This is a genomic window from Lichenicola sp. GTC18331 (assembly GCF_055386855.1).
The window spans coordinates 1,277,911-1,299,083 of the sequence record NZ_AP045015.1; the positions used below are offsets into that span (position 1 = coordinate 1,277,911).

A 21,173-nucleotide genomic window follows, 5' to 3' on the forward strand; every position below is an offset into this window, starting at 1 on the left:
CGTCCATGACAAACATGCAGAAAAGCAAGGCGGAACCGGCTTCGGGCGGCCTGCGCAACATCGAGATCGGACGGCTGCTGCTGGAAGGCCGCGCCTTCTTCGCGTTGATCGTGATCGTCGCGGTGTTCTCGTTCCTATCGCCGAACTATTTCTCGCTCGGCAATTTCCTCACCATGGCCTCGCATGTCGCGATCTTCGGCATCTTGGCGGTGGGCATGCTGCTGGTGATCCTGAACGGCGGCATCGACCTGTCGGTCGGCTCCACGCTCGGCCTGTGCGGCGTGGTCGCCGGCTTCCTGATGCAGGGCGTGTCGCTGGGCGGCTACACCTTCTATCCGCCGGTCTGGGTGGTGGCGGTGCTGACCTGCGCGTTCGGCGCGCTGGTCGGTCTGGTGAACGGCGTGCTGGTGGCGCGTTTCCGCGTGCCGGCCTTCGTGGCGACGCTGGGCGTGATGTACGTGGCGCGCGGTGCGGCGCTGCTGATCACCAACGGCCTGACCTACAACAATCTCGGCGGCCAGCCGGCCCTCGGCAACACCGGCTTCGACTGGCTGGGCTTCAACCACCTGTTCGGCATTCCGATCGGCGTGCTGGTGCTGCTGGTGATCGCGCTCGTCGCCAATCTCGCGCTGGCGCGCACCGCCTTCGGCCGCTGGCTGTATGCCTCGGGCGGCAACGAGCGTGCGGCGGAGCTGGCCGGCGTGCCGGTCAAGCGCGTGCAGGTCTCGGTCTACGCGCTGTCCGGCCTGTGCGCCGCGATCGCGGGCCTGATCCTGTCGTCGCAGCTGACCTCCGCCGGCCCGACCGCCGGCCTGTCCTACGAGCTGACCGCGATCGCGGCGGTGGTGATCGGCGGCGCGGCGCTGACCGGCGGCCGCGGCACGCTGCGCGGCACCATGCTGGGCGCGTTCGTGATCGGCTTCCTGTCCGACGGTCTGGTGATCGTCGGAATTTCTTCCTACTGGCAGACGGTTTTCACCGGCGCGGTCATCGTTCTTGCCGTTTTGTTAAACGCTGTGCAGTACAAGAAGCGTCCCAAGGCGCCCGCCAAGACGGCCATTCCCGCCTGAGCCGGCTGGTTCCGACCAACAAACAAACGAGGAAACGTTCCATGAAGAAGTTCGCACTGCTGGCGGTCACCGCCCTGTCGATGGGCGCCGTCGCCCTGGCGGCCCCCAGCCAGGCGCAGGCCGCCGGCGGCCTGATGACGATCATCGTCAACGACCCGTCCAACCCGTTCTGGCTGACCGAAGGCAAGGTGGCCGACGCCGAAGCGCAGAAGCTCGGCTACACCACCAGCGTCAGCGCCTCCAAGGGCGACACCAACACCGAGAGCAACCTGATCGACACCGCCATCACCAACCACTCGGTGGCGATCATTCTCGATCCGGCCAATGCGAACGGCTCGGTCGGCGCGGTGAAAAAGGCGATCGCCGCGAACATCCCGGTGTTCCTGGTGAACGCCGAGATCAACCAGTCCGGTCTCGCCAAGGCGCAGCTCGTGTCCAACAACGCGCAGGGCGCGGCGCTGGGCGCCACGCGCTGGGTCAAGGATGTCGGGCAGAAGGGCAACTATGTCGAGCTGCTCGGAGCGCCCTCCGACAACAACGCCGCGACCCGCTCCAACGGCTATGCGACGGTTCTGAACCAGTATCCCGACCTGAAGAAGGTGGGTCAGCAGGTCGCGAACTGGGATCGCACCCAGGGTCACGACAAGATGCAGAACCTGCTGCAGGCGCATCCGGACATCATCGGCGTGATCAGCGGCAACGACGACATGGCGCTGGGCGCGATCGCCGCGCTGAAGGAAGCCGGCAAGCTGTCGAGCGTGAAGGTCGGCGGTTTCGACGGCTCGCCGGACGCGGTCGAGGCGGTGAAGTCGGGCGAGCTGCAATACACCGTGCTGCAGCCGGTGGCCGTGTTCGCCAAGAAGGCGGTGGACGAGGCCGACGAGTTCCTCAAGACCGGCAAGACCGGCGCGTCGAGCGAGAAGCAGCTGTTCAACTGCGTTCTGATCACCAAGAAGAACGCCGGCGACTTCGTGGCGCCGTTCACCCTGAAGCAGTAAGCGCGGTTCCGGCGGGGGAGGTCGCCCTCCCCCGCCCTTGGGCCGGTTCTACGCGACGGCTCTCACCCGCACCCCTACCAGAAGCGCCGCTCCCAGCAGCAGAGCCCCGCTCCACACGAACACCCCGGCGATCCCGAGCCGATCGAAGATCAGCCCGCCCGCCGCAGCGCCGGCGGCGATCGCCAGCTGCACCGCCGCCACCAGCAATCCGCCGGCGCTTTCGGTCTGATCCGGCACCGCGCGCGCGAGCCAGGTCGACCAGCCCACAGGCAACCCGCCGAACGCCATGCCCCACACCGCCACCAGAGCGGCCTGCGCCGCCAGCGCATCATGCAGCGCGGCAAGGGCGAGGCCGGACGCGCCGATCAGCACCGGCACCAGCACCAGCGTTCCGCGCATCGTCCGCTCCAGCAGCAGGCCGGCCAGGAATGTGCCGACGAAACTGCCCACACCGAACACCAGCAGCAGCAGCGACAATCCGCCCGCACCCACACCGGCCATCCGCTCCAGATACGGACGGACATAGGTGAACAAGGCGAAATGGCCGCCGAACACCAGCACGACGCAGACCATGCCGATCCGGACGCCGGGCCGCACCGCCACCTCCGCCAGCGTCCGCAACCGGGCCGTACCGGCAGAAGGCAGCGACGGCAGGGCCGAGATCTGAAACAGCAGCGCGAGAACGCCGATCAGGGCAGCGAACAGGAAAGCGCTCCGCCAGCCGAACCAGGCCCCCAGGGTGCTTCCCAGCGGCGCTGCGGCGATCGTCGCCACCGAAACGCCGCTGAACAGCACCGACAGCGCCCGCGGCACGAGCGCCGGCGGTACGAGCCGCATGGTGATGGCCGTCGCCATGCTCCAGAACCCGCCCAGGGCAAGGCCCAGCAGAACGCGGGCAAGCAGCAGAACGCCGATGGACGGTGCCAGCATGACCAACGCGTTGGACACGATCAGCATTCCCGAGAAGACGATCATCAGCGCCCGCCGGTCGATCCCCTGCGTGAGCCCGGTCACGAGCAACGCCGCCAGCAAGGCCATCGCCGCCGTGACCGTCACCGCCTGCCCGGCAATTCCGGCGGAGACGCCGAGCGTCGCCGCCATCGGCGTCAGCAGGCTGGCCGGCAGGAACTCGGCCGTGACCAGCGCGAACACGCCCAGCGTCATCGAGAACACCGCCGCCCAAGCCGGTTTCACATCCGTCTCCAGGGCCATTTCGCCACACACACAATCGCTCATCGCCGCTCCTTCCGGACATCGTTCCCAGACAACTGGGAAGCACGGCGCGGACGTCCTATGTCACCGAGGCCGGATCACATGATCGAAAGTCCCGCAATGTCGTCACGCCCGGCCTCCGATCTGCTCAGCGAGCTGCTGCTCGGCATGCGCCTGCGCGACGCGCATTATCAGCGCGTACAGGCCGCCCCGCCGCTGGCGCTGCGCTTCGACAAGGCGGCCCGTTCGGCGCGCTTCCATTTCGTCGCCGCCGGCGAGGTGCTGCTCTGCCTAGACGACGGCACCGCCCATCGCCTTCCGACCGGCGCCGCGGCCTTCCTGCCGCATGGGCGGGCGCACACGCTCCGCTCCTCGGGCGAGCCGGCCTGCTCCTGCCGCGACATCTCCTCGTTCCAGAGCGCGCCCTTGTGCGATCAGGTGAGCGCCGTCGACACGCGCCGGCATCTTCAGGGCCCGGCCGACACCATCCTGTTCACCGGCTGCCTGGAGTTCGAACTGGGCAGCATGCAGGGTCTGGTCCCGCTGATGCCCGAAGCGATGCTGGTCGGCAGCGTGTCCGATCACCACCCGGAGCTGCTGCCGATCCTGTCCGCGCTGGAACGCGAAGCCTGCCAGCAGCGCGCCGGCTATGCCGGCATCATGGCGCGGCTGGCCGACGTGGTCGCCACCACCATCGTCCGGGGATGGATCGAATGCGGCGGCGACGGGGCGGAGGGGCTGGTCGCGGCGCTGCGCGAACCCCGCCTGTCCCGCGCCATTCTCGCCCTGCACCGCGATCCCGGCCGCAACTGGAGCCTGGCCGAACTGGCGCGGGAAAGCCACAGCTCGCGCTCCGTGTTCGCCGAACGGTTCCGCACCGTTCTCGGCGTCACGCCGCTGCGCTATGCCGCCGAGCTTCGCATGCAACTCGCCACGCGGTGGCTTTCGGCCGAACGCGTGCCGATCGACGTGCTGGCCGAACGCCTCGGCTACACCTCGCAGGCCGCCTTCAGCCGCGCCTTCAAGCGCATCACGGGCGTCTCGCCGACCTCGGGCCGTCCGGGCGCCAGCGCCCCGAACACGCAACGCTGACCGGAAGCGGTCAAGACGAGATCCCCTCGGTGACGAAATTCCGGATGAGCCCGGCCAGGGCGCGCACGGCCAGCGCGGCATCGGCCGGCCGGACCGATTCCGCCGGGTTGTGGCTGATCCCGCCACGGCACCGCACGAACAGCATCGCCATCGGGCACAGAGCGGCCATCGCCATCGCATCGTGACCGGCACCGCTGGGCAGAACCGGGGCCTCCACCCCGACGGATGCGCAGGCGCGGGACAGGGCGTCCATCAATGCCGGATCGCAGGGCGCAGCCGGGGCTTCGTGCGTGCGCTCGATGACGATCCCGACGTCGTGCTCTGCGGCGATGCGCTCCACCGTCGCGTCGATCTCGCCCCACGCCGCCGCACGCACGGCATCGGACGGAGACCTCAGATCGAGCGTGAACAGAGCGCCCCCCGGGATCACGTTCACCGCGCCGGGAAACGCGTCGATCCGGCCCACCGTGGCGGTGACGCCGGGATGCGCCAGACCGATCCGGCGGATCGCCACCATCATCTCCGCCGCCGCGGCCAGCGCATCGCGTCGCCCCGCCATCGGCACGGTGCCGGCATGGCCGGCCTCGCCCTGCACGCCGATCCGGTAGCGCGCAGCGCCGTTGATGGCGGAAACGATCCCGAGCGGACGGTCGAGCCGCTCCAGCACCGGGCCCTGCTCGATATGCAGTTCGACGAAGGCGAGCGCGCGCCCGCTGAACCGGGCCCGGTCCAGCCCGGCGGGATCGAGGCCGAAATCGCGCAGGGCATCGCCGAGCGTGATCCCGTCCGCGTCGGCGGCCCCAAGCTGCGTGTGGGCATCGAGCGTGCCGGCCAAAGCGCGGGAGCCGGTCAGGGTGACGGGGAAACGCACCCCCTCCTCATCCCCGAAGGCGAGCAGGCGCACGGCGAACGGCAGCGACACGCCGGCCTCGCGCAGCGACGCGATCGCGTCCAGGGCAGCGAGAACGCCCAGCGCGCCGTCGAAGCGCCCGGCATCGCGCACCGTGTCGAGATGCGAGCCAAGCAGCAGCACGGGCGCACCGGGATCGGAGGCAGGCCAATCGCCGATCAGGGTGCCGGCGGCGTCGAGCGACACGGCGAGGCCAGCCTCCCGCATCCAGCCGGAAACGCGGTCGATCGCCCGCCTGTGCGCAGGCGACAGGAACAAGCGGGTCAGCGCGCCGGACTCGTCCGAGCATTCGGCGAGGGCGTCGAGACGCTGCATCAGCACGGTGCCGGCCTCGTGGCGCTTTTCGGTCGCGTTCGGAGCCGGCATGCTGTTCCTTCCATCATCGCCTGAGACGGGAGCGCCCATGCAAGCCGGAGGCCGACTCACCACCCATGTGCTCGACACCGCCACCGGGCGCCCCGGTGCGGGGCTGCGCCTTTCGTTGTTTCGCATCGGCGACGCCGGACGCGAAGCCCTGGGCGAGTTCCGCACCAATGCGGACGGGCGCTGCGACGCGCCGCTGCTCCAGGGTGAGGCGATGCGGGCCGGACCGCACGAGCTGGTGTTCCATGTCGGCGAATGGCGCGGCGAGGCGCCCGGCTTCTACGACGCCATCCCGATCCGCTTCGTGGTCGGCGATCCGGGCGCGCATCATCACGTGCCGCTGATCCTGTCGCCGTTCGGCTACAGCACCTATCGCGGCAGTTGATGGCGGCGACAAACGAAGCCGCGTTTCTGTGCGCCCTGTTCGACGCGGCAGTGGCGGCGGCGGATCCGGCAACGACCCTGGCGCGGCATCTGCCGGAAAAGCCGCGCTCCGGGCGCTGCGTGGTGGTGGGCGGCGGCAAGGCGTCGGCACGCATGGCGGCGGCGCTGGAGCGATGCTGGCCGGATGTACGGATCGAGGGCGCCGTGGCCGTACCCGCCGGGCAGGATCGCGCCGGATGCGCGCGGATCGCCGTGCTGGACGCGTCGCATCCCAAACCGGACGCGCGCAGCGAACGGGCCGGACGACGCATGCTGGAGCTGGTGCGCGGGCTCGGGCCGGAGGACCTGGTGCTGGCGCTGATCTCGGGCGGCGGTTCGGCGCTGCTGTCCGTGCCGGCACCCGGGATCACGCTGGACGACAAGCGCGCGGTGACGACCGCCCTGCTGCGCTCCGGGGCGACGATCGGCGAGATGAACCTGGTGCGCCGACAGCTTTCGGCGATCAAGAACGGCGCACTGGCCGCCGCCGCCGCGCCCGCCCGGGTGGTGACGCTGCTGGTCAGCGACATTCCGGGCGACGATCCGGCGGATATCGCCTCCGGCCCGACCCTGCCGGGGGCAGGCGACGGCGCGGCCGCCCTGCGGATCCTGCGGCATCACCGGATCGCGGTGCCGGATGCGGTGCGCGCACGGCTCGACCGTACGCCTGAGGAAAGGCCACACCTGCCGGGGCCGGATATCCGCTTGATCGCGACGCCGTTCGCGAGCCTGGACGCCGCCGCCGCGATGGCCCGTGCAGCCGGGATCGCCCCGATCGTCCTGGGCGACGCGCTGGAAGGCGAAAGCCGCGAACTCGGGCGGCTAATGGCGGGAATTGCCCGTTCGGTACGCGAGCACGCCGCACCTTTGCCCGCGCCCTGCGTGCTTCTGAGCGGCGGCGAGACCACCGTGACGATCGGCGACGCCTCTTCCGGGCGCGGCGGGCGCAATACGGAGGCCGCGCTGGCGTTCGCGCTCGCCGCTCCCCCCGGAAGCTGGGCGCTGATGGCCGATACGGACGGGATCGACGGCGACAGCGACGCGGCGGGGGCGATCGTGCGACCGGACACGCTGCGCCGCGCGGCCGGGGCCGGTCTCGATCCCCGTGCGTTTCTGCTCGGGCATGACAGCTACCGGCTGTTCGACGCGCTGGGCGATTTGGTGCGAACCGGGCCGACCGGCACCAACGTCAACGATTTCCGGGCGGTTCTGCTACCGTGAGCGCGCCCGGCCCGGAACTTGCAGCATACGGACCGCCAGCGCCGGGAGCCCCATCGTGAACCATGTGTCCGCGTCGCAAGGCGCTCTTCGCGAACTCGACGCGCGCGTGCGGCGCGATCTGTCGCTGATCGACTATCCGTCGCGCGCCTGGGTGCCGCCGCGCACGCATTTGGGCGAGCCCGTGCTCGACGTCGCCATCGTCGGCGGCGGCCAGGGCGGTTTGGCGACCGCGTTCGGTTTGAAGCGCGAGAAGATCGACGCCATCGCCGTGTTCGACCGCAACGAGGACGGGTTCGCCGGGCCTTGGGTGACGTTCGCGCGCATGGTGACGCTGCGCACGCCCAAGCACGTGACCGGGCCGGATCTGGGCATACCCAGCCTGTCGCCGCGATCCTGGTTCGAGGCAAGCCACGGCGCGGACGCCTGGGACGCGTTGGACAAGATCAGCCGTCAAGACTGGCAGGATTACCTGAACTGGTTCCGGCGTGTGCTCGATCTGCCGGTGCGGTCTGGCGTGAGCGTGAGCGCCATCGAGCCGGTCGAAACGGATCATGGCCATCTGCTGCGGCTGACGCTGGAGAGTGCGGACGGGACGGAAACGCGTCTGGCGCGCAAGGTGGTGCTGGCGACCGGGATCGACGGCAGCGGCGCATGGCACGTGCCCCGTTTCATCCGCGACGCGGTGCCGGCCGATCGCTGGGCGCATACGTCCGGCGCGATCGATTTCGCGCATCTGCGCGGCGCGCGCATCGGCGTTCTGGGCGCCGGCGCGTCGGCATTCGACAATGCGGCGACGGCGCTGGAGGCCGGTGCGGCGAGCGTGACCTTGTGCCTGCGCCGGCGCGAACTGCCGCGCGTGAACCCGTATCGATGGATGGAGAATGCCGGCTTCCTGGGGCATTTCGCGTCCCTGCCCGATCTCGATCGCTGGCGTTTCATGAAGCGCATCTTCGATCTGAACCAACCGCCGCCACAGGACACGTTCTGGCGCTGCCGGCGCCATGCCGGATTCTCGCTGCGCACCTTATGCCCCTGGACAGACGCACGCATGGACGGCAACGAGATCGTGGTGGAGACGCCGGAGGGCACGCTGCGCTTCGACTTCCTGATCGTCGGCACCGGCTTCCAGGTCGATCTGAGCCTGCGTCCGGAGCTGAACCGCTTCTCAGGCAACATCGCCCTGTGGCGCGACCGTTTCACGCCGCCGGACGCGGAACGGGACGCGCTGCTCGGTAGCCATCCCTATCTCGGCGCGGGATTCGAGTTTCTGGAGCGCGTGCCGGGCGAAACGCCGGCCCTGCGGCATATCCACAACTTCACCTTCGGGGCGACGCCGTCGATGGGCCTGTCCGGCGCGTCGATCAGCGGGATGCGCTACGGCGTGGCCCGTCTCGTGAGCGGTTTGTCGCGCGCCCTGTTTTTGGACGATGCCGGTGCGCATCTGGAGAGCCTGCTGCGCTACGATACCCCCGAACTGACCAGCCTCGACGCCCCCCAGGAAGGGTAGCGGCCACCGAGACCGGCCGGTCGATCGCGCGCGTCAGCCGCCGACGAACTGACGGACGTCGAGATTCGCGACACCCAGGAACGTCACCTTCGAACCATCCATCAGAGTGATGCTGGCCGACCCGTTCACGCTCTTCGCACTCTCCAGAGTGGTCGCAACCTCGTTCGCACCATAGCCGAACAGCCCGACGACATTGCCGTGCGCCGCATCGAAGTCGCTGATGGTGATGGATGCGGACCCCAGCGTACCGTTGGCGGCGAGAATGAACGTGTTCGCGCCGCCGGTGCCGCCCGACAGGGTCTGCGTGCCACATCCGGCCACCAGAACGTCCGAACCCGTCCCGCCGAGCAGCTCTGTCGTCGCCCCTGTCACGGTGTTCGACGCGAAGCAGGCGAACCCTGTGCCGCTCGCAGCACCGTTCAGGGTTTCGTTTCCGCCCCCGGCTGCCAGAATGCCCAGGCCGTTGAAGGCGACATCCGAACCGGCGGCGCCGAAAACGGTCGTGTTGGCGGTGTGCGAGTCGATCTGAGCCGAGGCGTTCGCGGCCGCGGTGAACTGAAGGCTGCCAGCGGCGAAGCAACTGACGGCGGTCGAGGCGCCACCGATCACGGTCGTGCTGCCGGACGCGCTGATGGTGTCCGCGTTGCCGTGCGAGCAATCGACGAATGCGGTCGAGACCAGAGAATACGCAGCATCGGTTCCGGCCTGGATCGAGATCGATCCGGCCCCACCGGTTACCGACGTTCCGTGGCCCGACACATCGTCGATCACCAGCGCTCCGCCACTCCCGAGAACCGTGCTGCTCGAACCGCTGATCTGCAGAGTGGAAGAGCCGTTCCCCGCAACGATGCGATCCGTGCCGATCGAAACGACCCTGTCGTTTCCGTCACCCATGACGATCGTGTTGCTGCCGCGCCCCGCATCATAAATATGATTGTCGTCGTCGCCGATGATGGTGTCGTCACCATCGCCCGTGACGATTCCGCCGACGGTGGTTCCAAGTTCGATCGACAAGGGTGTGTTGTCGATGATGGCCGTCTCGTTCCGAAGATCGACAATCACCGTTCCGGTGACGGGAGCAGCGTCTATGTCGGCCACGCCGCCGATGTTGTCCAGGACATGCCGGCTCTGGGACCCGGCTGCGACTTTCGCAAATTCGTCAGTATAGACGAATTGGCGATGGCGGAGTTCGGAGCTTCCCTCCAAAGAAAGGGATGCTCCCGTGAAGAATGCGGTGCCGGGATTGGGGCCATTATCGACGATCTTCACCGTCCAGGTGCCGATTCCGAAATCGTTGCCAGAATTCTCCCCCCAGAAACCATCCGTGCCGACCGTGAAATTGACTGGCCACGCGGTCGTCGCATTCAGCGGGTTGGAGACCATCGCGATCTGGGTTCCGTTGGGCGACACCAGCGTGACGACAAGATGGCTCGGGTCGGGGGCAACCATGCCGAGAGCGAGATCGATGTGATTCACCATGATCGATGGATCGACTTCGAAAGTCGCCGTCACGCCATTATGGTCGATCACCTCTGGAGCAGCCGGCAGTGTCTTGGCTTGGAGGGTGACAAGGTTTGCCTCCGTTGCCGGCGTGGAACCGAGCGCCGAATAGGCTTCGGCGAGACGAACGGCGGCGCGGGCATCGGCCAAGCCGAAGCCGTAATCGGTGCTGAAATGCAGGCCGCCGTTATTCCAGCTATCGGCTCCGTTGTTGACCCATGTGGCATTGCCCGGATCGGTTTGCCGGGCTGAGTAGGCCAGAATTTCCTGGACGTCGCGGTAACCGAGATTCGGATTGGCCTGCAACATGAGTGCCACGATACCAGCAACTTCCGGCGTCGCTGCGGAAGTTCCGCCGAAACCGTAGTCGTAATTCCCGGCATCTCCGGGTGTCTTGTTGTATCCATCCGACCCGGTCCGGTCGGTTGTCGTGATGCCTTTACCCGGAACCGCCGAACTCTCGGTACCGTCGTAGGTGTTGCTCGGTGCCGAAACCAGAATATTGGCGCCCGGCGTGCTGTATCGCGCGACGACGCCGGTATTGTTGGTCGCAGCAACCGCAATCACGAAGCGATTGTTGTCATTGTTGTCGAGGTTGCCATCATCGCCGGTGAGACGACCGTTCCCTTCGGCAAACAGGACGATGCTCCCCTTGCCGGCCCGCCCGAATGTCGCGGCGACTGCCTCCATGGCACTGAGAGCACCCGACGCGCCTGGGCCGTTCACCAGGCCTGTCTCCGGTCCCCAGCTGTTGCTGAGGATGTCCGCGCCGGCCGAGAGAGCCGACGTAAAGGCCCGGACGCCATCGCCCTGCTTGTCGTCCGACTCCAGCTGATAATCCGCGTTTGCCGAGTCATGTAGAGCAATACGATCGATGATGAGCGTCGCATCGGGGGCGACACCCGTGCCGCCGATACCGTTATTCGCTCGCGCCGCGATGACTCCGGCGACATCCGTTCCGTGGTTTTCGTTCGGATAGAGCGGATTGCCGCCCTGCCGGTTCAGAACGGCGTCGTAGCTGTCCGCGGCGTCGATATTGCCAACCAGATCGGGATGGTCGAGCTGCGTGCCGTCATCGACCACGGCGACGCGCACGCCTTTTCCCGTGTAGTCGGCCCAGACAGGAAGAACGTCGATATCGACACCCGGCGTTCCTCCGAACTGGCCGGTATTGTCGAGATACCACTGGTCCTGGAACAGCGGATCGGTCGGCGTACGGTCGGACATGATCATTCCTGGCGGGAGGATGGCGACGACGGGGTGGCGTATCGGTGTTCTCGGCGGTTCACGCCGTGTGTCGGAATGCCGAACTGGCCGAGGCTCTTTCAGAAAGCGGCAGTTGAATTGCGGCGAACACTGCGCGAGTGCCCGACGAATACTTCGCATGCGAAGATTGAGGAACCATTAATTTCGGTTCAGCAACCGATCGTCTGCTGGCGTGATCCGTTCCGGAGCCCGGCCATGATCTTTCCCGGAACGCCGAATGCGGCCGCGCCCGAGGAAATCGGCGACGATCACCGATCCATGTCGGGCTCTGGCCAGATTCCCGTGATCATTCGACCGGCGGACATGCTCGACGAGCGGAGAAGCGCCGCCCTGTCGATCAGGCCGCCGGGGAACCCGCGATCGTACCCTCGAGCACGCGCTCGCGCGCTGCCCCGCCTGCACGGAGCCAGCGGAACGACCGTGCGACGCGGGTGGACCACGACAATGGCGGCGGCGAGAGAACCGCGTTGAGGGCGCGGGCATAATCGAGCACGAGGCCGGGCGTCCAGGCCATCGTCTGCGCCCTTTGGCGGATCAGCCCGGCCATCCAGAGTTCGGGGCTGAACAGCAGCGCCAGCACTGGCGGCAGCGCCTTGCGCCGACGGTCGAGCAGACCTTCCACGGAGATCTCGATCGCCTGCGCCACCACGCTGGAACAGTTCCGCGTCGTGAGGTTGTAGGTCATGTCGGTGCGATAGGCGGTCCAGAACGCCCGCAGACGTTCCGCATCAAAGATGCGGAACGTGACGTGGAACGATGCCTCGCACCAGGCCGCGGATTCCAGTGCGTAAGACGGCTGGAACACGCCCGGCACGTCGTTGTCGCGCGTGCCGCGAAGCTGACGCCGGAAATCGATCTGCGACCGATCGATCTCCACAGCCGGATAATGGCTGATGTAGACATCGGGTCCGAGTTCCAGCGCGGCATGGCCGGTCGAGATCGTTCCCGCGCGATCCGTCGCGGCGATATAGCGGGACACCGTCCGGTAGACCGGCGCCCGCACGCTGCCATCCGGCGCCCAGACATGGACGGTCATGCCGGCCGGCATGGCTTCGGCCTCACCGGACGGTTCTCCCGCGGTGCCCGGCACGATCGGTCTTAACAGCAGGGAATCGTGGCCGGGCGACAGGATCGCCCCTATCGGGACATTGGACGGGAGCAGCCGGAGCATGGCTGCGATCCGGACAAGGTTCAGTCCGGAAACCACCAGCAAGGCGCCCGTGAGCACGCCGACCTCGCCCTTGTACCAGGTCGGCCACGGTTCCAGGGCGAACACCGCGAGCGCGAACTCGAACCCGGCATAGGCGATGGCCGTCCGCCAGCCGGCGAAGCGTACCACCCAGGCGGACGCGAAACGCCAGACCGAGTCCGCGAGAAGCCCGCAGCCTGCGATCAGCGCGATCACCAGGTCGTTGTGCCAGGGCGCGTCGATCACCAGGATTCCGAGCCCGAGCATCATGATGCCGTAGGCGAAACGCACGCGCTGCGGAGCCCCGCTGCTCCCCAGCCCGGCGATCGTCGTGAAGCACCCTTCGGCCAGCATCAGCAGGCCGAGATAATGCGGCCGTACCCAGATCGATCCGTCGAGCCCGTCGAGGAACAGGCCGAAACCGAGCAGAAACCAGACGAGTCCGACGAGTCCGAGGATCCGCCAGTGCCGGCGGATCATCTCGGCACCCAGCAGAAGCAGGATGATGTGGATCATCGGTCGAAATCCAGAAGCCGATTATGGCGCCGCGCGTGTCGTTTCGATAAAAATACGTTATTCGGAGCTTTTGTGGAAGCGCCGGATCGTCGGAGCGGAACACCCATGTCGGAACGAATTGCCGGAACCTTGCCGATCGCACCGGCCTCCCCCGTGGGCGGAACGACCGGATCCCTGCGCAGACGCGGCCTGTCCATCGCCGGCCTCATCGCCGCAGCGAGCGTGTTCGGTCTGAACTACAGCCTGGCCGGCCCCCTGATCGCCTTCGACCTGGAGCGCCGGGGATTCGGCTCCGCCGTGATCGGCGCGAACGCGGCCATGCACGCGCTCGGCGTGTTGGCGATCGCCCCGGTGCTGCCGCTGTTCTGCCGCCGTTTCGGCCGGCGTCCGACGCTGCTCCTCGCCTTCGGCATCACCGCGCTGCTGTTTCTGTTGTTTCCGGTCCTGCCCGGGATCGTCGAATGGTTCGTGCTGCGGTTCGGCCTCGGCATCGGTGCGGAGCTGATCTTCGTGATCACGGAAAGCTGGACCGCCGAACTCAGCCCGACGACCGGACGCGGGCGGATCATGGCAATCTACACCGCCATCCTGTCGCTCGGCTTCGTGGCGGGGCCGGCACTGTTGTCCGTTCTGCCGCAGGCGGGCCCGGTGCCGTTCGCGGCCGGGGCAGCCGCAGCGATCCTCGCGGCCCTGCTGATCGTGCTGATCCGGCCGACCGAGGCCGCCATGGACGAGGAGCCCGGATTGCCGCTCCATCGGATCCTGCGCCTGTCGCCCCTGGCGATGGTCACGACCCTGCTGAACGCCGCGGTCGAGACCGCAGGCCTGTCGTTCCTGCCGCTCTATGCCAGCTCTCTGGGATGGAGCGAGGCGGGCGGCACGCGGCTGATCGCCGTGCTGATGTTCGGGGCGATCGTCCTGCAACTGCCGGTCGGCTGGCTGGCGGATCGTTTCGATCGCCGGACGTTGATGATCGCGCTCGGAACCGGCTGCACGGCGGGCGCCATCGCCTGGCCCTTCGTGCTGCCTTTGCCTGCGATCGCGTATCCGGCCCTGTTTCTCTGGGGCGGCGCCTTCGTGGGTCTCTACACGATCATGCTGACCGATATCGGCGAGCGCTTTTCCGGCTCGACCCTCGTCGGCCTTTACGGCGCGATGGGTTTGTTCTGGGGCCTGGGCGCGCTGGTCGGGCCGCTCGCGGTCGGGCTGGCGACAGGTGTTTCACCACAAGGGCTGCCCGTGCTGATCGCGCTGGCCTGCGGGCTGTTCACCGTCCTGCTCCTTCTGGGCAGCCGGCCGCAACGGCGACAGCGCCATGCCTGATCGAACGAGCGGTCAAGCGCGAACGGCGATCGGGGCAGCGAGATGGAAAAAGACGCTGCAGACCGCCGGAACGGAAACCGTCATGCGGTCATGGCCCGGTCGGCGACGTGCTGGGGCGAGTGCCCGACACAACCGAACCGGAGCCGGTATGATAGCTGGAACCTGCCTTGCTTCCTGTCTGCCTGCGCTGGTGATGGCGGCCCTCGTGCCGGTCGGCGCCAGTGCGTCCGCCTCCGGGTCCGCGCCGCGGATACAGGATCGGCCGCACATGACGGACAGCGTGGACGCGTTTCACGACCCGCAGCTGCATGACGCGATCGCTCGCGAACTCGGGCCGTGCCTGATGCGCGAAGCAGAGGCGGATCAGGACGTGTCCGTTCCCGTGGAAGACCATCACGGCATCATGCTGGGATGGTCCTGCCGGGTGCACGAATGCGGCGAGAACCAGGTTCTTTGGGCGATCGGCCGAGACAATGCGGTCTATGTCCGCCTGATCAAGGCATCCAGGAACCATGATTTCGGCTCCGCCCCTGCCGACGTCGCGCACATGTTCGACGCGGTCGGACGATAGGGCGGTTCCGAGATCGGCTCCGTCTAACCTTCCCGAAGGCCGGTCTGCGATCCCGCGCAGGCCGATATCGGCCCGTCGCCGAACACAGGCATCGACAGCCGGACGGCGGAATTCGGAAACAGCGCCCGGAAATCAGCACCGTTTCGCGATGACGCGCCCCGGTCGGACACCGGGCGGGCATCGGTGGCGCGGGCCGCGGCTGGCGGACGGGTCGGGCAACGAGCCTGTCCGGGCGCCGATCGACGGGATGGCTGCGGCGTGTCTCGTCGGCGATTCGTTTCGCGCCCGTTGCCGGGCGATGAAGGCGCCTACCTGGAAAGCCGGCTCCGGCACGATGCGCCGGAGCCGACGAGCCTCGATTCGCCTCCTTCGCGGCAGATTACTCTGGACAGCAGAGTGTCTGAACTGGCAGAAGATGAGGACCAACCCAGGAGGCCCTCATGCACGCCGCCACACCCGCATTCCTGCTTGCCGAGATCGACGCCGCGGAGCAGCACAGCCTGAGCATCAGCCGCGCCGAGCGCGCCGGTCGTTTCGTGATCCTTTGGGGCGCCGTCTGGATGGTGTGCTACGCCGTCGGCTGGCGTCGGCCGGACTGGAGCGGCGCTGCCTGGATGCTAGGCATCTTCGCCGGGATCGCCGGCACGACGATCCTGGCGACGCAGACGAGCCTCAAGGGCCGCCATAAAACCCTCGGACGGCAGCTCGGCATCGCCGCCGGCACGTTCTATGCCTTTGTCGGCGCGTGCTGCGCCATCCTGCATCCGGACCCGTTGCAGAGTGCCGCGTTCTTTTCTCTGACGGTGGCGCTGGGCTACGTGCTGCTCGGTCTGGCCTGGTCGATCCGGATCACCGCCGCCGGCCTGCTGATCATGGCCATGACGCTGATCGGCTGGTTCGCCCTGCACGACCATTTCCTGCCCTGGATGTCGGGCTGCGGCGCGCTGCTGGTGGTCTACGGTCTGGTGATGCGTCGTGCCTGACGCGTTGCTGCCGGATGAGACCATCCATCAATCCGTGCGCCTGCGGATCATGGCGACGCTGCGTCCCCTCGGCGAACCGATCGAGTTTCCCCGTCTGCGGGCGCTGCTCGGCATCACCGACGGCAATCTCGGCGCCCATCTGACCACGCTGGAACAGGCCGGCTACGTGTCCGTGCAGAAGGACTTCAACGGCCGACGGCCGCGCACGCGGGTCGAGATGACCCGCCAGGGGCGCGCGGCCTTCGCCCGGCACGTCGCCTATCTACGCGACCTGCTCGAAGAGGATCAGGCCCGCTCGTAGGTGCCAACCAGCGTGCCCAGCGCCAGCACATGGCCGTGCAGCGCCTTCACCAGCGCGCCCCGTCCGGACACCGCCTGGGCGTCGATGGCGCGATCCAGGGCGAAGAGCTGGAAGACGTAGCGATGCGGGCCATGGCCGGAAGGCGGGTCGGGCGGTAGCCAGCCGCGCTGCCAGAACGAGTTCCGGCCGACCGTCTCGACGGTGCCGGGACCGTTCTTTCCCGGCAACGCTCCGACGCCGAGCCCGCCATCCCGGGCCTGGAGGCCGGGCAGGATGGCATGCACCAGCGGTTTCGGCGTCGGGCTGTCCTGGTCCTCCACCAGAAGCACCAGGGCTTCCGCCTCGGGCGGTACGCCGATCCATTCCAGCGGCGGCGAAACGCCGTCGCCATCCTCCGTATGCGCCGCCGGAATCGCGCCGCCGGGGGTGAACGCTGGTGACGACAGCTGGATGACGTTCGGCACGTCGGCGAAGGCCGGATCGGCCGAAACCAGATCCTCGGGCCTGTTGCGGACGTTGTGCAGGGCGTGGCCGATCGCGGCCGGGATGTTCTCGAGCATGACGGTTGGGCCTTCGCGGATGGCGTGTTGCGTGCGACGCAAGGGAGCCCGCCGCGTTCCGCCGCTCGCGACAGCGTGCGCGCGCCTTGCCCGGTCCGGCTCCCGGCGGCTATGCGAAACCCCGGATCGGCAAGGAGCACGCGTCATGAGTCGTTTCTGGAGCGCAGCGACGCACGACCTCGTGCCCTATGTGCCGGGCGAGCAGCCGAAGATGGCGGGGCTGATCAAGCTCAACACCAACGAATGCCCCTACGGGCCGAGCCCGCGCGCGCTCCAGGCGATCCGGGACGCCACCGCCGACACGCTGCGCCTGTATCCGGACCCGGAAAGCACGGCCTTGCGGGATGCCATCGCCCGGCTTCATCGCGTGGACCGGTCGCAGGTCTTCGTCGGCAACGGCTCCGACGAGGTCCTGGCGCACGCCTTCCAGGGGCTGCTTAAGCACGACGCGCCGCTGCTGTTTCCGGACATCACCTACAGTTTCTATCCGGTCTATTGCGGGCTCTACGGCATCGCGCACGAATGCGTCCCGCTGGACGAGGATTTCCGCGTCCGCCCGGAGGATTACCGCCGAACCTGCGGCGCGATCATCATCGCCAACCCGAACGCACCGACCGGGATCGCGCTGTCGCTCGACGAGATCGAGACCATCCTGCGCGATCATCCCGACCAGCCGGTGGTGATCGACGAGGCCTATGTCGATTTCGGTGCTGACTCCGCCATCGCCCTGGTCGGGCGCCATCCGAACCTGCTGGTGGTGCACACCTTGTCGAAGTCGCGCGCTCTGGCCGGGCTGCGCGTCGGCTACGCGGTGGGCGATGCGGCACTGATCGAGGCGCTCGTGCGGGTGAAGGACAGCTTCAACTCCTATCCGCTCGACCGTCTGGCCGAGGCCGGCGCCACGGCGGCGATCGAGGACGAGACCTGGTTCCGCGACACCACGGCGCGGATCGTCCGCAGCCGCGAGACGCTGGTGGGCGGCCTGGAACGGCTCGGTTTCCGGGTCCTGCCCTCCACGGCGAATTTCGTTCTGGCCCGACACCCGGACCGGGACGGCGCCGCGCTGCAACGGCAATTGCGCGAGGCGAACGTGCTGGTACGCCATTTCAGGACGCCGCGCATCGCCGATCATCTGCGGATCACGATCGGCACGGACGCGGAATGCGACACGCTCCTGGAGCGGCTCGGCACCATCCTGCGCGCCAATCGCGACTGAGATGCTGCAACGGCACCGTCCCAGCGCCGCGTCGCGCTGGCCGGTCCTGGCCGGGCTCATCGCGAAAGAGGAGCGGCTGGCCTTCCGCGCACAGGCGCGCGGCCCCCTCGCCGCGTTCGGCTACGAATTCCTGCGTTTCGGCATCAAGCAAGGCTGGGCCTGCTTGTTCGGCGGATTGCTGCTGGCACTGCTGATCGCGACCAGGCTCTGGTATCCGCATCACGCCCCGGTCGCGCGCTACGATGCGCTGGTGCTGGGAGCAGTTGCGATCCAGATCGCCCTGCTCGTCCTGCGCATGGAAACGCTGGCCGAAGCGCGGGTGATCCTCCTGTTCCACGCGCTCGGCACGATCATGGAAGTGTTCAAGACCCATGTCGGGTCCTGGATCTATCCGGAACACAGCCTGCTGCGCATCGGCGGCGTGCCGTTGTTCACCGGCTTCATGTACGGCGCGGTCGGCAGCTATCTCGTGCGCGCCTGGCATCTGTTCGCCTTGCGGTTCGATCGCTACCCGTCCCTGTTCTCCGTGCTTGCTCTGGCCGCGGCGATCTACGCGAACTTCTTCGCCGATCACTGGCGGATCGATCTGCGCTATCCGCTGCTGCTCGCCACCGCGATGCTGTTCGGTCGCACCACCGTGTTCTTCACCGTCTGGCGCACGCCCCGATCCATGCCGCTTCTGCTCGGCTTCGGCCTCGTCGCGCTGTTCATCTGGTTCGCGGAGAATATCGGCACCGGCGTCGGCGCCTGGATCTATCCCAACCAGCGCGCAGGCTGGTCGATGGTGCCGGTCTCCAAGCTGTCCTCCTGGTTCCTGCTGATGCTGGTGTCGTTCGCGACCGTGGCGGCGCAACTCGGCGCGGCACCGTTCGTGCCCGGACGGCCGCGACCGCCCGCGCGTCTCGCACGGCTTGGTCTGGCCGCGTTCCTTCTTGCCAGCGGACTGGTCTGGGTGTTGTTCCCGCACGACACATCGCGGCTCTGGTTCCACGCCATCGGCTCGGTGCTCTGGGGCGGGATGGTGCTGTGCCTGATCGCGTGTCTGCGACGGGACGGGCGCGCCGGAACAGGCGCCATCGCGACGAGTGCCACGATCGCGCTGCTCCTGGAGCTGTCGCGGCGCGTTCACTGGGCGCCCCTGGATGCGTTCCGGCATACCCTGCCCGGCATCCTGCTGCTCGGGCGGGTGTTCGATCCGGTCAATCTCGTTCTCTACGCCGTCGGCATCCTTGCAGCCGCCGCCTTCTGTTTTGGCCAGGACCGGAGCCGCGCATGACACGGATCATCATCGACACCGATCCGGGTCAGGACGATGCGGTCACCATTCTCCTGGCGCTCGCCTCGCCGGAGATCGACCTGCTCGGAATCACCACCGTGGCCGGCAACGTGTCGCTCGCCCACACCACGGAGAATGCGCTCAAGACGCTTGAACTGGCCGGGCGGACGGAGATCCCGGTGCATCCCGGCGCGGACAGGCCGCTGCGTCGCGCGCCGATCGACGCCAGCCATGTGCATGGGCGCACCGGTTTCGAGGGCGTGGACCTTCCCGCGCCGCGCATCCGCGCGCAGGAGGAACCGGCCGACGCGTTCCTGGCGCGAACGCTGATGGAGAACCCGCCAGGCAGCATCACGCTGTGCTGCATCGGCCCGCTCACCAACATCGCCCGCGCCCTGCAGCGCGAACCGCGCATCGCCGGACGGATCGCGCGCATCGTGACGATGATCGGCGCCTGGTCTGAGCTGGGCAACATCACGCCCTGCGCCGAGTTCAACGCCGCCGTCGATCCCGATGCGGCGGCGCTGGTGTTCGCGGCCGGAATCCCGATCGTGATGGTGCCGCTCGACATCACGCACCAGCTTCACACCAGCCGGGCGCGCATGGAAAAGCTGCGGGCGCTGCCGAACGGCATCGGCACGGTGGTGGCGGATTGGTTCGCGTTCGAGAAGCGGTTCGAGGCGGAGAAATTCGGCACCGATGGCGGCCCTCTGCACGACCCCAACACGGTTCTCTGGCTGCTGCGTCCCGATCTCTACGCAGGCCGCACCGTGAACGTCTGCTTCGAGACCGAAAGCGCGCTGACCGCCGGCATGTCGGTGATCGACTGGTGGAGCGTCACCGAACGGCCGCGCAACGCGCTGGTGCTGCGCAGCGTGGATGCGGACGGGGTCTACGAGGTGCTGACCGAGCGTCTGGGCCGTCTGGCGCGATAATCCCCGCGCGCGCGCTGCACCGCCTGCCGGAGCGCCACGATCGCCCCCACCGGCGCGAAGGTGGCGGCAAGAAACAACAGAACCGGCGCCTGGTCGCACAGGATCAACGCCGGCGCCACCAGCAGACTGTCGTCCGGATCGAACGCACGCCGCACCGCGCCTTCGGGCTCGTTCCAGTTCAACGCCACGAACGTCACTGCGACCGCGACCGCCGCGACGATGCCGAGCAGCGTGCCGGTGAGCGTGCTGATCCCGCCGGGCAGCGCGCCCACGCCGATGCCGAGCCCGAGAAACAGCGTCATGGTGCACAGGCAGTCGGACACAAGATCGAAGCGCGCGCCGAAGCGGCTGAACCGGCCGGTCCGTCGCGCCAGCGCGCCGTCGGTGCGGTCCAGCAGCATGGACAGGACGCACAGCAGCGCGCCCGCGACCATGAGCGGCCCGTGCCCGGCGAGAAAGCAGGCGGATGCGATCAGGCCGGTGGCGAAGCGGGCACCGGTCACGAGATCGGGCGAAATGCCGGCGCGGGCCAGGCCGGTCACCAGGGGACGGACGGCGCGATGCAGCAGCGTGTGGTGACTCACGCTCCGGTGCTCGAAGAAGACGGTTTCACGACACCGGCAGTAAGACCCGTCCTCCGCCGCCCGGCAAGCCGGACGGGATGCGAGGCCCTGCCCTGTCCGGGCAGCGCCGACGGACATCCTCGCGCCCGTCGCGGCTGTTCCCGATCGGTTCCGGCTC

General features: G+C 68.0%; 19 protein-coding genes. 13 read left to right on the forward strand and 6 right to left on the reverse strand.

What is annotated here, in order from left to right:
* The first annotated feature begins 5 nt into the window (after positions 1–5).
* Positions 6–1,070, forward strand: coding sequence for an ABC transporter permease (locus ACZ5BM_RS05950; protein WP_498910562.1), 1,065 nt, complete (start codon positions 6–8; stop codon positions 1,068–1,070).
* 41 nt (positions 1,071–1,111) lie between these two features.
* Complete coding sequence (locus ACZ5BM_RS05955) at positions 1,112–2,068, forward strand: D-ribose ABC transporter substrate-binding protein (protein ID WP_498910564.1); 957 nt, start codon at positions 1,112–1,114, stop codon at positions 2,066–2,068.
* A gap of 48 nt (positions 2,069–2,116) precedes the next feature.
* Here the strand turns inward: ACZ5BM_RS05955 and ACZ5BM_RS05960 are convergent, their stop codons facing one another.
* A complete protein-coding gene (locus tag ACZ5BM_RS05960; protein WP_498910566.1) occupies positions 2,117–3,304 on the reverse strand; it encodes an MFS transporter in 1,188 nt (395 codons plus the stop codon).
* Between the two features lie 78 nt (positions 3,305–3,382).
* Between ACZ5BM_RS05960 and ACZ5BM_RS05965 the strand changes: the two genes are divergently transcribed.
* Entirely contained in the window at positions 3,383–4,372 is a 990-nt protein-coding gene (locus ACZ5BM_RS05965) for an AraC family transcriptional regulator (protein WP_498910568.1), read from the forward strand.
* A gap of 10 nt (positions 4,373–4,382) precedes the next feature.
* Here ACZ5BM_RS05965 and ACZ5BM_RS05970 read toward each other — a convergent pair whose 3' ends face one another.
* Positions 4,383–5,648, reverse strand: coding sequence for a M20 family metallo-hydrolase (locus ACZ5BM_RS05970; RefSeq protein WP_498910569.1), 1,266 nt, complete (start codon positions 5,646–5,648; stop codon positions 4,383–4,385).
* A gap of 37 nt (positions 5,649–5,685) precedes the next feature.
* On the opposite strand from ACZ5BM_RS05970, the gene uraH reads away from it, so the two are divergent.
* The 3 genes from uraH to ACZ5BM_RS05985 are packed head-to-tail and all read left to right on the forward strand — an operon-like array spanning position 5,686 to position 8,796.
* Entirely contained in the window at positions 5,686–6,030 is a 345-nt protein-coding gene (gene uraH / locus ACZ5BM_RS05975) for a hydroxyisourate hydrolase (protein ID WP_498910571.1), read from the forward strand.
* Positions 6,030–7,289: a glycerate kinase type-2 family protein gene (locus tag ACZ5BM_RS05980; RefSeq protein ID WP_498910573.1), complete on the forward strand. Its 1,260-nt coding sequence runs from the start codon at positions 6,030–6,032 to the stop codon at positions 7,287–7,289. Before uraH ends, ACZ5BM_RS05980 begins: the two co-directional genes overlap by 1 nt.
* Positions 7,290–7,344: 55 nt before the next feature.
* Entirely contained in the window at positions 7,345–8,796 is a 1,452-nt protein-coding gene (locus tag ACZ5BM_RS05985; protein WP_498910575.1) for an NAD(P)/FAD-dependent oxidoreductase, read from the forward strand.
* A 33-nt stretch (positions 8,797–8,829) separates the two neighbouring features.
* Here ACZ5BM_RS05985 and ACZ5BM_RS05990 read toward each other — a convergent pair whose 3' ends face one another.
* Together ACZ5BM_RS05990 and ACZ5BM_RS05995 are read right to left on the reverse strand one after the other, a co-directional pair.
* Positions 8,830–11,523 carry a S8 family serine peptidase gene (locus tag ACZ5BM_RS05990; protein ID WP_498910577.1) on the reverse strand — a complete coding sequence of 898 codons (2,694 nt, stop codon included), beginning with the start codon at positions 11,521–11,523 and terminating at the stop codon, positions 8,830–8,832.
* A gap of 376 nt (positions 11,524–11,899) precedes the next feature.
* Positions 11,900–13,267: a protease gene (locus ACZ5BM_RS05995; protein WP_498910579.1), complete on the reverse strand. Its 1,368-nt coding sequence runs from the start codon at positions 13,265–13,267 to the stop codon at positions 11,900–11,902.
* Between the two features lie 105 nt (positions 13,268–13,372).
* On the opposite strand from ACZ5BM_RS05995, the gene ACZ5BM_RS06000 reads away from it, so the two are divergent.
* The 4 genes from ACZ5BM_RS06000 to ACZ5BM_RS06015 all read left to right on the forward strand — a co-directional run bounded on the left by ACZ5BM_RS06000 (position 13,373) and on the right by ACZ5BM_RS06015 (position 16,445).
* Positions 13,373–14,590: an MFS transporter gene (locus tag ACZ5BM_RS06000; RefSeq protein WP_498910580.1), complete on the forward strand. Its 1,218-nt coding sequence runs from the start codon at positions 13,373–13,375 to the stop codon at positions 14,588–14,590.
* Between the two features lie 268 nt (positions 14,591–14,858).
* Complete coding sequence (locus tag ACZ5BM_RS06005) at positions 14,859–15,161, forward strand: Ivy family c-type lysozyme inhibitor (RefSeq protein ID WP_498910582.1); 303 nt, start codon at positions 14,859–14,861, stop codon at positions 15,159–15,161.
* A 440-nt stretch (positions 15,162–15,601) separates the two neighbouring features.
* The gene (locus ACZ5BM_RS06010) at positions 15,602–16,144 is read left to right on the forward strand and encodes a hypothetical protein (protein WP_498910583.1); all 543 of its coding nucleotides are present in this window, start codon (positions 15,602–15,604) and stop codon (positions 16,142–16,144) included.
* Complete coding sequence (locus tag ACZ5BM_RS06015; RefSeq protein WP_498910585.1) at positions 16,137–16,445, forward strand: winged helix-turn-helix domain-containing protein; 309 nt, start codon at positions 16,137–16,139, stop codon at positions 16,443–16,445. The genes ACZ5BM_RS06010 and ACZ5BM_RS06015 overlap by 8 nt, the downstream gene beginning before the upstream one ends.
* On the opposite strand, the gene ACZ5BM_RS06020 is transcribed toward ACZ5BM_RS06015, so the two are convergent.
* Entirely contained in the window at positions 16,430–17,005 is a 576-nt protein-coding gene (locus tag ACZ5BM_RS06020) for a YbhB/YbcL family Raf kinase inhibitor-like protein (protein ID WP_498910586.1), read from the reverse strand. The two genes, ACZ5BM_RS06015 and ACZ5BM_RS06020, sit on opposite strands and share 16 nt — an antisense overlap.
* A gap of 145 nt (positions 17,006–17,150) precedes the next feature.
* On the opposite strand from ACZ5BM_RS06020, the gene hisC reads away from it, so the two are divergent.
* The 3 genes from hisC to ACZ5BM_RS06035 are packed head-to-tail and all read left to right on the forward strand — an operon-like array spanning position 17,151 to position 20,432.
* Entirely contained in the window at positions 17,151–18,221 is a 1,071-nt protein-coding gene (gene hisC / locus ACZ5BM_RS06025; RefSeq protein WP_498910588.1) for a pyridoxal phosphate-dependent aminotransferase, read from the forward strand.
* A 1-nt stretch (position 18,222) separates the two neighbouring features.
* Entirely contained in the window at positions 18,223–19,497 is a 1,275-nt protein-coding gene (locus tag ACZ5BM_RS06030) for a DUF817 family protein (protein ID WP_498910590.1), read from the forward strand.
* Positions 19,494–20,432, forward strand: coding sequence for a nucleoside hydrolase (locus tag ACZ5BM_RS06035; RefSeq protein ID WP_498910591.1), 939 nt, complete (start codon positions 19,494–19,496; stop codon positions 20,430–20,432). The genes ACZ5BM_RS06030 and ACZ5BM_RS06035 overlap by 4 nt, the downstream gene beginning before the upstream one ends.
* Here the strand turns inward: ACZ5BM_RS06035 and ACZ5BM_RS06040 are convergent.
* Entirely contained in the window at positions 20,390–21,016 is a 627-nt protein-coding gene (locus ACZ5BM_RS06040; protein WP_498910593.1) for a CDP-alcohol phosphatidyltransferase family protein, read from the reverse strand. The genes ACZ5BM_RS06035 and ACZ5BM_RS06040 overlap by 43 nt on opposite strands.
* Positions 21,017–21,173: the final 157 nt, after the last annotated feature.